Annotated in this window: 6 protein-coding genes; 2 read left to right on the top strand and 4 right to left on the bottom strand. The window is 69.1% G+C overall.

Annotated features, from left to right (window positions below; all coding sequences use genetic code 11):
- Window positions 1-13: 13 nt before the first annotated feature.
- Window positions 14-2,947 carry a M20/M25/M40 family metallo-hydrolase gene (locus ACSNOA_RS10645; protein WP_436657785.1) on the bottom strand — a complete coding sequence of 978 codons (2,934 nt, stop codon included), beginning with the start codon at window positions 2,945-2,947 and terminating at the stop codon, window positions 14-16.
- A gap of 227 nt (window positions 2,948-3,174) precedes the next feature.
- On the opposite strand from ACSNOA_RS10645, the gene ACSNOA_RS10640 reads away from it, so the two are divergent.
- Both ACSNOA_RS10640 and ACSNOA_RS10635 read left to right on the top strand, forming a co-directional pair.
- Window positions 3,175-3,570, top strand: a complete 396-nt coding sequence (locus ACSNOA_RS10640; RefSeq protein ID WP_436657784.1) for a pentapeptide repeat-containing protein — start codon at window positions 3,175-3,177, stop codon at window positions 3,568-3,570.
- The gene (locus ACSNOA_RS10635; RefSeq protein WP_436657783.1) at window positions 3,456-3,905 is read left to right on the top strand and encodes a DinB family protein; all 450 of its coding nucleotides are present in this window, start codon (window positions 3,456-3,458) and stop codon (window positions 3,903-3,905) included. Before ACSNOA_RS10640 ends, ACSNOA_RS10635 begins: the two co-directional genes overlap by 115 nt.
- 118 nt (window positions 3,906-4,023) lie before the next feature.
- Here the strand turns inward: ACSNOA_RS10635 and ACSNOA_RS10630 are convergent, their stop codons facing one another.
- The 3 genes from ACSNOA_RS10630 to ACSNOA_RS10620 form a co-directional block, all read right to left on the bottom strand.
- Window positions 4,024-10,212, bottom strand: a complete 6,189-nt coding sequence (locus ACSNOA_RS10630) for a S8 family serine peptidase (protein ID WP_436657782.1) — start codon at window positions 10,210-10,212, stop codon at window positions 4,024-4,026.
- Between the two features lie 14 nt (window positions 10,213-10,226).
- Entirely contained in the window at window positions 10,227-10,379 is a 153-nt protein-coding gene (locus tag ACSNOA_RS10625) for a hypothetical protein (protein ID WP_436657781.1), read from the bottom strand.
- Window positions 10,380-10,470: 91 nt separating this feature from the next.
- A complete protein-coding gene (locus tag ACSNOA_RS10620) occupies window positions 10,471-13,413 on the bottom strand; it encodes an ATP-binding protein (RefSeq protein WP_436657780.1) in 2,943 nt (980 codons plus the stop codon).
- Window positions 13,414-13,604: the final 191 nt, after the last annotated feature.

Raw genomic sequence — 13,604 nt, 5'->3', positions numbered from 1 at the left:
CGGTTCACACCCGTCACACGATGCGGATCGACCGCACCTGGGTGTTGCCCTTGGTCTCGACGTACACCTTGTAATCGCCGACGGTGTACGTGCCGGTAGCGTTGTTGTCGATGGTGAACGTGGCCGTCACAGGAGACTCAGTGCCGTCGACGTGGGTCTGCGTCACCGTGACGGTCAACTCGTTCTTGTTGCCCTTCAGCTTCTTCACCACCGCCGACGGCTTGGCATCGACGACGGCGTTGGCGACTGTCACGTAGACCGCGTCGGGCGAGGAGAACTCCGCGTTCTTCTGCCCGTCACCGAACACGAAGAAGCCCCGTTGTTCGATGGCTCCGCGGCCGGGGAACGGATCCGGGTTCGAGGCCAGGTACGTCGGATTGACCGTGTACAGGTCCGTCTTGGAATCCGCGAGCTTGGCCTGCACCCCGGTGTACGGTGCATCGGTGATCGCGAGGTTGACCGACAGGTAGATGGCGTCGGGGTTGTTGGCGGAGATGCGCGAGGAGAAGTACTTGTCCGCACTCTGCCCCGCGGGAACCGCCAGCGGCACGACCTTGTCGCCGACGAGAATGTTGAACTGGAAGTCGCCGTAGCCCCCGGCCACGAACTTCGCCCAAGCCGCGTCCGACATGTGGTCGGGGCGCTCCACCTTGAATTCCAGACGCATCGGCGCCACGTACGTGCTGTTCAGGTACTCCGTGTCGTTCAGGGGCAGATAGACCCCTCCCGGAGCGTGCCCCAGCGCGTAAGCCGAGGCGGTCGGGGTCGAGTTGCCGCGCCCGTTCCACATCGGAATGTTGAACGAGGTGGCGCCGAGCAGGGCCTGGTTGCCCAACTGGCTCGTGCCGACGGCGGCCGACGCGTCCTTGTAGGTTCCGATCGTGACGTCGAGCAGGTCGAGGTCCGCCCGGTCGGCGTTCAGCCCCGGCATGTCCGCCCACATGAACTTGGCACCGGCGGGTCCCGAGTACCGGGCCATCTCCAGCATGCCATCGGCCATGATCTTGGTCATCTGCACCGCCGAGTCGACCTTCATCCGCTCGTTGGCCGTGTGCCACCAGCGCTCGTTACCCGGGATCACCGCGCCGAAGGCGGTCATCTTGTTGCGGAAGCTGCTGGCCAGGGTGCCGCCGGTCGTGCCCTGCGGATAGACCACGTCCCTGAGGGAGTACGGGTCCGCGAACTCCTCCGGGTTGCGGTTGACCGAGGCCTGGTAGCTCCCGAACTGCAGAGCCGTCAGCGGGTTGTCGTGAGTGACGTACAACCCGGCGCCGACGGGCGCGCCGAGGTTGTCGATGCTGAAACCCTTCGCCTGGAAGGCGGCCGTGACCGCCGTCGTGGCCTGGCTGGAGTCGGCCGCGGTCACGTGCATGCTGCGCACGTACATCGGAATGCTGAGGCTGCCCGAGGCGTCCGTGTAGAAGCTCGTCGGGGTCTCCGAGTTGATGCCTCCCATGAGGGCGAAGGTCAGGTTCGGGGTGCCGTTGCTCGGGTTCCGCAACAGGTTCGCCGGGATGCCCATGTACTTGCCGATATAGGCTTCGCCCTCGACGCCGTCGCGGAAGAACAGGTCGGTGATGCCGTCGGCGGCCTTCTTCAACTGCATGTCGGCGGCCGTGTCTCCCAGCGCGCCGAGCCCCTTGGAGAGAAGGAACATCCCCCACACGACGGCGTTCTTGCCGTACTGCGGGGTCGGCATCTCCATGGCCACATCGGTGTTGATCTCCAGCGTGAGCGAGTCACCGGTGATCGTGGTCTGCACCTTGGGGGTGGTGCGGGGAGCAGCCGGGAGCCAACCCTTCGTGGTCGCGGCGTCGGTGATCGCGGCTACGAACCGGTCGCGCTCGGTGGAGCCGGCCCCCGCCACGTCGAGGGTGAAGATTGCCCGGGAGGCGATCTGCGTGGTGCTGCCGTAGGCGATGTCCTTGAGCGTCGGATCGCCTTCACGCAGGGTGACGCCGGCTGTGGCGCCCGTCAGCCGGAAGGCCTTCGTGCTGTCTGCGGACAGGCTCATCGACACCGACGGGGTCACCGATCCGGAATTGCCCACGATGACCGGGAACCGGGAGTCGGAGGTGTAGGCCGCGACCGGGATCTCCTCCCGGTTGAGGTTCTTGTAGGCCCAGTTGTCGTAGAAGCTCGGGTTCGAGTTGTACGGGATGGACTGGAAGGTGGCGGTGTTCGTCGTCGAGGGCGTGCCGGGACCGCCGTCTTCGTAGATTCCCATGACGATGCGGATGCGTCGGTCGAGGGGCAACCCCGCCTCGAGCAGCGCCTTGGCCGCGAGCAGCGTCGCCAGCGTCGGGCCGCTGTCGTCCTGCAGGCCCGCCCCGTATACCCAGCCGTCCTGGACGTAGGGCGAGTGGTACGCACCAGGAGTGCCGAGATTGCCGTCGGCGTCCCGCCAGCGTGCCAACTGGGCTGGCGAAACGGAAGCCGTCGGCGAGTCGAGGTGACTCAACGCCATGACCATCTCCGGGGCGTCCGGGTCACCGATCTCCGCGTAGACGTACTTGTCGGGCTGGCGTTGGACGACCACCGGGAAACCCAGGTCGGTGGCCAGCTTGACCACCCAGGCGAGCTTGGCGACCTTGCGGTCGTACTCGTTCTGGTTGGCTGCGGTGTTGCTGACCGGGAAGGGATACGCCGTCGCGGCCGTGCCGCCCCGGGAGATGGAGTCGTAGCTCGACCCGTCCAGCATCGCCCCGATCAGACTGAGCGGGTCGTAGGTGCCGTCCCCCGCCCGCGCGCGGTTGACGCGGCCGGCCAACGCCTCGACCTCCGCGTGGATCGCGTCGCGCTCGGCGTCGGTCACCGACAGGTCGTAGGTGACGCTCGGCTGGAAGCGCTCCGCGCCGGCGCTGGTCTCTCCCAGTGCGACGCGGCCCCGGCCGGCGGCGTTCGCGGGCTCGTTGGCCGCCACAGCCATGGACAGGAGCAACGACACGCCAAGTGTCAGGGCAAGACGTTTCTTCCGCATCACCGTGATCCCCCTGAATGGTCAGACCCAAAAAAATCTGATGATCTTCGTTGTATACAAGACCCTTTCAGGCCCTTCCCAGCTTGTCAACGAGCCTTTCGAGTAACGGTTCAGGCGCCCGATGATCGATACATCGGAATATGGGAAATGACTTTGGTCGTCTGTGTGGGTGCGGTGCGGCTTAGTCTGTCCGCATGCGGCACTTCGACGACGAAGACCTCACGGGCGCGGAGTTCCGCGAGTGCGACCTGAGCAGGGCGCGACTGGTCGGTGTGGTCATGCAGGACGTCGAGATCGACGGTCTGGTCACCAACCTCGTGGTCAACGGGGTGGAGGTGATGTCGTACGTCGAGGCGGAGCTCGACCGCCGGCACCCGGTGCGGCTGCTGATCCGTTCCGATGAACCGGCCGACCTGCGCGAGGCCTGGCGACAGCTGCGCAAGGCGTGGGCGACGACCACCGAGCGGGTCAGTCGATGGCCGAGGGCAGCGAGGATCTCGGCGTCGACGGCGAGTGGTCGATGGTCGAGACTCTGCGTCATCTCGTCTTCGTGCACGACTCGTGGTTTCGGCGCTGCGTACTCGGGCTGACCGAGCCGTTCACGGCGATGGGACTGGCATCTCCGTTCGTGCCGGATCAAAAGGGGCTGGGGCTGGACAGGTCCGCCCGGCCGAGTCTCGACGAGGTGCTGACCGTGCGCGATCGGCAGGCCTCGGAAATTGAGGCGTGGCTGGCCGAGGTCACACCCGAGCAGCTCGCAAGGCCCGCGCCGGTGCCGGACGACGACAGATGGCCCCCGTACGCCAAGGGCCGGCGCGTGCGGCAATGCCTCGGCACCGTGCTCAACGAGGAGTGGCAACACCACGGTTTCTGCGTGCGCGACCTGGACAAGCTGTCGCGTCGGGGGGCTCCGAAGGTGCGGTGATGAGGATCCAAGGCGGGCCGAGTGCGCGAGTACGGCCCAGAGCCGCGAACCCGGTGGTCGTGGTCAGAGCCTCCACGGCGATCCGAGGAGGCTCTGACCACTGACCGGTCCGGCTATCTCACAGGCGCGGGTCCTCCTGGACCTTCAGGGCGTTGAGGATCGGGTCGCGCTCGCCGATCTCGCCGCGGAACTCGACCTTCAGATCGCCACCGGCGTGCTCGACGGTGACCGCGTTCGCGTCCGCGGTCAGCGCACCCACCTTCGCCTGCACGTCGTGGTCGTAGAGCACGGCCTTGCCGTCGACCACAACATCGAAGGTACGCATGCCGGCCTTGACCTTCTCGATCTCCGCGAAGTCGAGGCCGATCCGGTAGGTCCCGGCGGGCGCGTCCTTGAACACATAGGTGAACGTCTTGCCGGTCCGCTGGCTGCGGAACAGGTCGTCGTCCTCCGTGCGGCCGATGTCGGCCTTGGTGGCACGAGCCGTGCCGCCGACGTAGCCCCACGGCCGCGAGCCGAGCTCCTGGTCGGGCGACCAGACGAAGCCGTCGCTGCCGACGTACCCGGATCCGCCCACGTCGACGCCCTTCCAGTAGGCCGAGGTCGCCAGGCGGACCGGCTTGAGCTGGGCCTCGCTCTTGCCGGTGTTCGACGCCACGAGCACGTCCCCGACGAGCACGCCGGGCTCGACGTCGGCGTTGTCGGCCGTCGCCGTGACCGTGGTGGACTCGCCGACCGCGAGCGTGACCGTGCCGGTTGCGGCCGCGCCCGTGAGGGCCAGCCACGGAAGGTCGGCGGCCTCGTGCCCGCCGTCGCTGGTGCGTTTCTGCTCGCTGAGCCGCACCTCGAGCGGGGCGGAGCCGGTGTTGGTCACGGTCACGTCGGCCGTCGCCTTCTGGCCCTTGTCGAGGAGCCAGTCGAAGTCACCTCCGGTGACGGTGGCGATGCCCGTGGTCAGTGCCGTGTCGACCACCTCGGCCTGATCCTTCTTGGCAATGGTCACGGGGTGGCTGGCGGTGACGTAGTTCGGCGCCTCGACCTGAACGGTGTTCTCGCCGACCAGCGCCTGGGCCTTCCACCGGCCCTTCGCGTCGGCCGTGATGACCCGCTCACCGTTCGGTCCCTTGAGCGTGACGATCGCGCCCTCGATCGGTTTGCCGTCGTTCTTGTCGGTGACGGTGCCCTCGATCGTGCCCGCGGCCGGGAGGGTGTACTCCAGCCCCAGGCCGGCCTTCAGGACGGGCTGGTCGAAGGAGTACTGGCCCGCGGGGTTGCGCGTCAGGCTCTCCACACCGACCGTCGCCGACGACCCGCGGGTGAGGGGGTTGTCGCCGCCGACGCCGTCGCCGTACCCGATCTGGATCCGGCCGTCCGCGATGAGGGTGACGGAGAAGCTCACGCGAGCCGTCTGGTCGCTGTAGAAGGTGGCGTTGCGCCACTCGATGACCTCAGCGGCCAGGCCGTCCACCTCGGTCCTGCCGAAGTAGATGCCCGCCTGGTCGTCCACGACCAGGTCGTCCCAGAGCGGATAGATCGCGTCGAACGCGTACGGCGACGGCAGCTCCGTGTTGTTCCCCACGGCGCTGGCCTGGTCGAAGATCAGCTGGCCGTTCGTCGTCACGCACACGCCGTCCCAGGCCGTGTCGTAGAACGGGAACAGGAAGCTGGTGTCGAACCAGAGCACGCCGCAGACGTCATCGCCGTGCCACCCGGACTCCTCCGTGCCCTGGCGGTAGAGCCCCTCGGTGACCTTCATCGAGTACGAGCGACCGGCGGGAGCCACCGGCACGGGGCCCGGCTCCGGCTGCTCGGGCTGCGGCTCCGGTTCCGCGGCGTCCGCGCGCGGGTCGAGCGTCACACGCAGCGCGGCGATGGTCGGGGCCTTCAGGCCCTTCGAGCCCCGCAGCTCCACGGTGAGCGGACCGCCCTCGTGCTTCACGACAGCGGTGCGCCAGTCGGCGGTGTTCGGCCCCACGGCCGCGGCCGGGTCGTACGCGTACTCCGTCAGCGACCCGTCCACGAGGACGTCGAACACCCGCTTGCCCTTGGCCACCTTCTCGATCTCGGCGAACCCGAGATCGATCGCGTAGGTCCCCTTGGGCGCGTCGGGGAAGCGGTAGAACAACTGCTTGTCGGGCGTGGTGCGCTGCGACTGGAACAGGGCGTCGTCCGTCGTACCTGCGATCTCGGCGGTCGTGGTGGCGACCTTCGTCTTCCCGTCGTAGCCCCACGTCGCCTTGCCGGCGGCGTGGTCGCCGGACCAGGTGTAGCCGGAGCCGTCGGTGAACTTCGAGCCGCCGGCGTTGACGCCGACCTGGTACTTCGTGGTCGTGAGCGTCACCGGGACGTAGGTCTTGGACTGGCGTCCGGAGTCCGACCTCACCACGATGTTCGCGCCGAGGACGCCGGGCTTGGCGTCCTTCGAGGAGATCGAGACCTTGACGGTCGTCGACTCACCCGGGGCAAGGGTGCCGCCGGCCGAGGAGAGCGACAGCCACGGCAGGTCGGTGAGCAGGTCGTCCTCGACGTCGACCAGCACGACGTCATCGGCGACCTGGTCCGCCGCCCACAGCGCCCCGGTCGAGTCGGTTTCGAGGCCGCCGCCCTGGCCCGCCTTCTGGCCCGGGAACCACCACGCGTTCACGAGGGAGCAGTCGTCCGGGTCGACCTGTAGCAGGCGGGTGGGCCGGTTCGAGGTGAGGTCGGTGTACCAGATGGTGTCGGACGCCTGGTTGTAGGCCAGGCCCATCACCTCGGGCAGCGGCGGGGCGCAGAAGGACAGCAGCGCACCCGCGTTGTCGTGCGACGTACCGGCGACGGTTCCGATCATGCCGTTCGCGCGACCGCCGACGTAGAACACGTCCTCCGTCGGGTTGTAGGCGAGTCCGGTCAGTTGCAGCGTGGACCAGTCACCCTTGATCTGCCGGGTCTCCTTCCCGGTGTTCCGGTCGAAGCAGTGGATGTAGCTGGCCGGGCTGTCCTCCATCTGGCACATGTCACCGGTCTTGGTGTCGAGCGCCATGTCGAACGCCCGGTACGCGGGGTTCCACGACGCGTCGAAGACCTTGCCGGTCGGCTTGCCCGCCACCGTGTAGGCGGTGTTGGTCCGCTTGTTGTAGTCGTGGACCCAGACGTCGCCGTCGTACCCGACGCCGGAGGGCTCCTTCTCGGCGATCGTGCCCGGGATGGCGATCCGGGTGATGACGTCCCCGCCGGAGGTCGGGCCGACCTTGCCGGCCGCCTGCGCTTCGGCGGCCTTCGCCGTCGCGGCCTTTCCGTCGACGTTCGACGGCTTCATGCCGCTCGCACCGGCCTTCCACGCGGTGAGGTCGATCGTGCTGGCCGCACCCGTCCCGGTGCGCGCGGTGGCGCCGGCGGCGTCGAGCTCGGGGTGGCGCGCGGCCTCGCTCAGGTTGTACGTGAGTGGGGCGGAACCGTTGTTGGTCAGCGTCAGCGAGCCCACACCGTTCTGGTCGGTGCCCAACAGCGCGTCGAGGCCGTCGGTCTTCACGCCCGCGACGCCCGTGGTCAGACGCGCGTCGATCTTGGCGTTCGCGTAGAGCTTGTCGAGGGTGAAGGGGTATGCCGCGATCGCGTAGTTCGGCGCGTCGACCGTCATGGTGTAGTCGCCGACCGGAAGCTGCCGGTGCACGACGCCCGTCCCGTTGGTCGTGACGGTCTCGACGAGCCCGTTCTTGTTCGTGAACGAGACCTTGGCCCCGGCCACCGGCAGCCCGTCGTTCTTGTCGACGACGGTCGCGTCGAGGTACCCGAAGTCAGGCATGTCGTAGGTGACGACCATCCCGTCGCGCAGCACCGGGGTGCTGTCGGAGAACCGGATGCCGTCGACGCCGGCCCAGCCCTGGATGCCGGTGACGGCGTGCGCGCCGGCGGTCACCGGGTCGTCGGTCCCGACGCCGTCGCCGTACCCGAAGATCACGGTGCCCGAGCGGGTGAGCGTGGCCGAATAGTTGACCGGCTCCGTGTACTCCGACCGGGTCGGATAGGCCCAGAGCTTGGCCTTGCGGAACTCGACGACGAACGCGTCCTCGCCGTTGACCTTGGTGGCCGCCGTGAAGACTCCCCCGCCGGGGGCGAACTCGACGGGGCTCTGGACCCAGAACGGGAAGATGCCCGCACCGCCGCTGCCGGGCCCGGTGGACGTGTCCGGAGAGATCACGCCGCGCAGGCCGATACCGAGGGTGTCGTGGCTGCCGTTGTAGAGCGCGATCGGGAACGGCAGCTTCACCGTCGCCCACACGCCGCTGGTGAACGCGACCGGGTCGCTGCCGCGCAGGTACTCGCCGTCGGAGACGGCGCAGCTGTAGCCGCCCTTGTCGACGACGAGCCCGACCGGGATCTCGGGCGACTCGTTCTGCGCGCCGACGGTCAACGGGACGGTCGTGGACGAGAAGCAGGCGTTGGGCTTGACGTCCAGCGTGTAGGCGCCCTCGGGGACAGCGCTGATCGTGAACGCGCCGTTGGCATCCGTGCGTACCGGCTTCAGCGGCGTGCCCCTGACGGAGACGTCGGCGTTCGGGACCGGCTGTTTCCTGTCGTCGACGACCCTGCCGCTGATGTCGTGCCTCGCGGCGGCCGTGAGCGGCAGCGTGACGGAGGTGTCCTGGCCGAGGGAGATCGTGACGTTGGCGGTCGCGGTCAGGTAGCCGAAGACCTTGGTGCTGATCTGGTAGTCGCCGACCGGGAGGTTCGTCGTGAACCGGCCGTCCTTGTCCGTTCCGATCGACCGGCTGAACGGTCCGCTGATCGTCACGTCGGCGGCGGGGACCGGGGCGCCGTTGGCGGTGACGACACCGGTGAGGGTGCCGCCCTGCCGGGGCGCGAGCTCGAGCAGGCGGACGAGGTCGAGCCGACCTTCGCCGTACGAGTTGTTGAAGTCGGCGGTGCCGCCGCACTCGGTGTCGTCGACGTCGACGGCCGACTCGGCGAGCAGACGGCGGGTCTCCTCGACCTGCCCGATGAGGGTCGGGTCGTAGCTCCACAGCGCCGCGACGGCGCCGGCGACGTGGGGTGCCGCCATCGAGGTGCCGGACATCTCGGTGTAGCTGTCGTTCGGGTAGGACGAACGGACGGCGTCGCCCGGAGCGGAGATCTCGGGCTTGATCCGGCCGCCTTCACCCTCGCCCTTGCGGGAGAACGACGCGAGCGTGCCGTCCGACGCGTAGGCGCCCACGGAGTAGGCACTCTCGGCGGAGCCGGGCGAGGAGACGGTGTCGCAGGCCGCGTACGGCGAGGTGTTGCCCGATGACCAGACGCTGAAGATGCCCGCGGCGCTCCAGGCCTCGTCGATGGCTCGGAAGAAGTCGTCGAAGCTGTGCTCGGCCGTTTGGCCCCACGAGTTGTTGATGACGTGGGGGCGCTTGGACGGGTCAGGGTTGTTCCCGTGGACGTCGGTCGGGGCGAGCAGCCACCAGCCGGACTCGAGCAGCGACTCGGCGCCGGTGCTGTCGCAGCAGCCGTTCGTCGCGATCCACTGCGCGTCCGGGGCGACGCCGACGTGGTTGGTGCCGTCGTCGCCGACCATGGTGCCCATGGTGTGCGTGCCGTGCCCGTTGTCGTCGCACGGCGCATCGACGCAGGTGCCTCGGGTGGCCATCCAGTTGTAGTTGTGGTCGACGGTGCCGTCGGGCTTCGTACCGCGGTACTGGTGCATCAGGGCGGGGTGGTCGAACTGGACGCCCGAGTCGAGGTTGGACACGGTGATGCCCGCACCGGTGGCGCCCATGGCCCACGCCTGGGGAGCGTGAATGGCGTCCAGACCCCACGAGACGGTGCCTGCCTCGGCGGCGGCCTTCGGGGCGGCGGGGCGGGCGGCCCGGTCGGCCGGCGCCTTCTCGTCCACCGGCTCCACCAGCGCGACCTGCGGCGCCGCGTGGATCTCGGCGACCTGCCGGACCGAGGCGACGTCGAGCGCGAGCTTCTGGGTGCCGCCCTTGACGAGCACGGCGTTGACGAGCGGGTAGGACGTGTACTTCACGCCCGCCGCGTCGAGCTCGGCGGAGACGGACGCCGCGGAGCTTTTCGCTGCCGCTTTCAGCGCGTCGTAGACGAACTGACCGCGGGCAGTCCAGTCCGCGATCCTCTTGGCGGGGGCGAGATCGGCCTTGGTGTCGAACGTGATCCAGAAGTCGGCGGCCGGCTGCGTGCGGAAGCGGTCCTTCAGGTTCGACGCGATCTTCTTGTCGGCCGCGCCGGGGTCCGGCTCAGCGGCGAACGCCGGTGGTGGCTGGATCATGCACAGGCCGACCGCAGCGGCCAGCGAAGCCGCGAGGGCTTTGAGTCTCATATGGGTCCTTCGGCCTACAGGGGTTGGTAGGGGTCGTGGCTCTCGGCACCGTCGGCGTCGTGGGCATCGGGGATGTCGTGGGCGCTGACGCGCGGCTCGCGCGGCAGCTCGAGTGGCGGCTGGTGCTCGCCGGCGGAGTCCTCACGCGCGGCAGGTCGCTCAGGCATGCACTGCCCTGGGTCTATGGATCATGGAGTCATGCTCCGGCGGGACGAGCGGCCGTCGCTATCCAGCGGATGCGTCAATTTTCACGACGGGTCATCGAGAGTTCTCTTCGGCGAACACTCCGGCCTCGACCGCCTTGACCGCGAGCGCGGTCCGGGAGGTCACCTTCAACTTGCGCATCGCCGCCCGCAGCTGTTGATCCACCGTGGCGGGTGACTTGGCCAGGATCCGGCTGATCTCCCGGTTCGTCTTGCCGGCGACAACCAGTTGGACGACGTCGAGCTCACGAGGTGAGAGCTGGTCGCCGTACCCTCGCCGGCCACCGCGCCACAATCGTGGAACCTCGGCACCGTGTTCGCGAAGCCGCTGTGCGACACGGTCCGCATCACCGCGTGCTCCGATCCTGAACAGGTGCTCGTACTGTGCGGCCAGCAGCTCTCGGCCAGGTTCAATCTGGCCGTGCGCGATGAGCGCCTCGGCTTGACGCTCGCGGGCGAGCATGGCGTCGTAGGGGCGCGGCAACGCGCTCCAGGCGCGCGCCGCCCGGTCGTATGCCGTCGCCGCGCGGGCGTGCTCGCCGGCTGCGGCGAGCAGCAGGGCACGGCAGACGATGAGGGCGGCGCGAGGCGCAGGCGCCGTACGGCCACGCAGTCCTCTGGCGAACTGGTCGCCCAGGCGTGTCGCGGCCTTGAGGTCGCCCGCCGCGAGGTGCGCCTCGATCCGGGCGGGGACGAGGTCCGTCGCCCAGACCCAGATGCCTTTTCTCCGGACGGTGTCCATCGGCTCGTTCGTGATCTGCAGCGCCCGGCCGCTGTTTCCGTCCGCCAGCCACAGTCTGGCCAGCGCGGCGGCGGCCTCCATCGTGTCGTCGGCTGCGCCGAGACGGGCGGACTCCTCGAGCACCAGCCGGAACTGCTCCTCCGCTGCGCGCCGTCGTCCGGTCGCGGCCGCCAGCCGGGCCGCGAGCCGAACGCTGCCGAGGTAGTGCGCCGGCCGGTCTCGGTCGGCATCGGCGAGTGCCGCGCTTCGCTCCGCGAGACCCTCCCACCGACCGGTGAGCCACGCCAGGTTGGCCTGTTCGAGTCGGACGTTGTGCTGCAACCGGGACGCCTGCTCGGCCTCGGCGAGGCGCATGGCCACGGCGAGGTGTTCCTCCGCGTCGGCGTACCGACCCCAGATCAGGGCGCCGGTCCCGATGTTCGCGTGGATGCGGGCCACGTCGAGACGCTCCGCCGGGGTCGCGCCGTCGATGGGCAGACCAGCGACGACGTCCCAGGCCTCCTCTTCGCCGAGCATGAGCAACGCGGCGGCTCGGTTGCCGGCCAGGTTCAGCCGCTCCGCCGGAGAATCGAATTCGGCCGCGAGCTCAGCGGCGCGATCCAGCCAACGCCGATGGGTCGACGCCGGCCACGGTCCCGCGTAGGCCCAGCCGAGATAGGTCATCGCCCGAGCCGCCTCGACGGGGTCATGGTCGAGGTTGGCCACCGCCTGCTCGAGCTCGCCGAGTGCGGCCTGCGCCTCACCCCCGGTGATCAAGAGCCGGCCCAGGGGGTTGCGGATCTCGGCCTGCTGACGTGCGGAGAGACCGGGGGTCTCCAGCACCGAGCGCAGGGTGCGGATCACGCGGTGGTAGACCTCGTCGACCGGTTCACGACGGCCCAGAGCGGCCACGCCGGCGATGCGGGCGACCCGTGCCCGATCCGCCGGCGGCAGCCCGGACCACGACAACAGATCGACCAGCAGGGCGACCGCCCTGGTGTGGTCACCCGAGGCCATGGCCAGCTCGGCGCCCTGCTCGGCGTACCGCGCCCAGGACTGCGTGTCGCCCGCCTCACGGAAGTGGCGGGCGAGGCGTGCGACAGGCGGCGGCTGGATGTCCTCCAACGCCCGGCCGGCCAGCAGGTGGAGGTGCCTGCGGTCGGTCAACGGGATCGCTTCGTAGACGGCCGTCGCGGCCAGCACGTGCCGGAATCGCCACTGGCCGCGGTCGTCCCCGTCCAGCACACCGGCATCGGCCGCCTCCGCGATAGCGTCCCGACACGCATCAGGGGACAGACCGGCGGTCACCGCGATCGTGGCCACCGATGACCGCTCGGCCAACGTCGCCGCGGCCCGCAACACCTGCTGCGCCGTCGGCGACAGACGGCCCACCCGCTCCCGGGTGGAGTCGCGCACCGTTGGCGGCACCTGTAGCTCGCGCAGCTTCAACCGAACCCACTGCCCGTCGCGGAAGACGAGGTCGGCACGGTCGCACATGAGGCGAACCGACTCCTCCAGCGCCAGCGGAACGCCACCGGTCCGCTCGTGCATGAACGTCGTGAACTCCTGCGATATCGGCTTGCCATCGAGCATCGAGGACACCAGCGCCGCCGTGTCGTCGGGTCGCATCGGCGCCAGGGCGATCCTCAGCTGGGTCACGCCAGCAGGCAGCCGGGACGTCAGCCGCAGCAACAGCGATCCGGCGTCCACCTCCTCCGGCCGGTAGGAGATCACGAGGCTTGGCCCGTCCGACTGCTGTCGGGAGGCGACGAACAGCAGGAACTCCAACGTCACCTCGTCGGCCCAGTGAGCGTCCTCGAGCACGAGAACGTCGACACGCAGAGCCCGAAGCAGCTCGTCCAGGGCGCGGAACAGACGATGCCGGGCCGCCTTCGCGTCGTCCAGGGGCTGCAAGGCGGGCGGCAGATCCGATGACCATTCAGGGAACAGGGGCCGTAACGCACCCGCGAGGCCGGTGAGCCGCAGCCGCGACACCGGCCGGTCGATCCCACGGAACGCGTCGACGATCGGCCCCAACGTCAGCGACTCTCGAAGCGGTGGGCACACCGAGACCAGGGCGGTGCGCTGGTCCGGCGCGGCCAACCACTCTCGCAGCAGTCGGCTCTTTCCGATCCCTGCCTCACCCTCGACCAGCACGATCGCCGGTGGCCGGGCCAAGGCGGCCCGGAGCGCCGCCAACTCCCGATCACGACCAACGAAATCCGGTGTAGTAACCGTCGGTGAAGGTCGTTCGTCCTCGGGCGAGGGGTCGAGCATGGGTGATGATCTCGCCTTTCGACGCTCGGGCGCAAGTAGCATCCCGGCGACTGGCGTTGCGGGATCCAGAGCCGGCGTACCGACGATGGCGACGGCACCACCTCCCGGATCCACGACGGCGACCAACTCCTCACCGAGGTGCCCCGCACAAGATATAGCGCGCTTTCCCCTGTTTATAGGTCGGATGAGGG

The organism is Micromonospora sp. URMC 103, assembly GCF_051386435.1.
In the GTDB taxonomy this organism is placed as follows: Bacteria; Actinomycetota; Actinomycetes; order Mycobacteriales; family Micromonosporaceae; genus Micromonospora.
The sequence above is the reverse complement of the archived record's forward strand: the minus strand, read 5'-3'. Positions and strand labels throughout refer to the sequence as shown.

Coding starts and splice junctions, on each gene's coding strand:
- ACSNOA_RS10620 (WP_436657780.1), bottom strand. CDS start 13,413: ATGCTCGACCCCTCGCCCGAGGACGAACGACCTTCACCGACGGTTACT.
- ACSNOA_RS10625 (WP_436657781.1), bottom strand. CDS start 10,379: ATGCCTGAGCGACCTGCCGCGCGTGAGGACTCCGCCGGCGAGCACCAG.
- ACSNOA_RS10640 (WP_436657784.1), top strand. CDS start 3,175: ATGCGGCACTTCGACGACGAAGACCTCACGGGCGCGGAGTTCCGCGAG.
- ACSNOA_RS10630 (WP_436657782.1), bottom strand. CDS start 10,212: ATGAGACTCAAAGCCCTCGCGGCTTCGCTGGCCGCTGCGGTCGGCCTG.
- ACSNOA_RS10635 (WP_436657783.1), top strand. CDS start 3,456: ATGGCCGAGGGCAGCGAGGATCTCGGCGTCGACGGCGAGTGGTCGATG.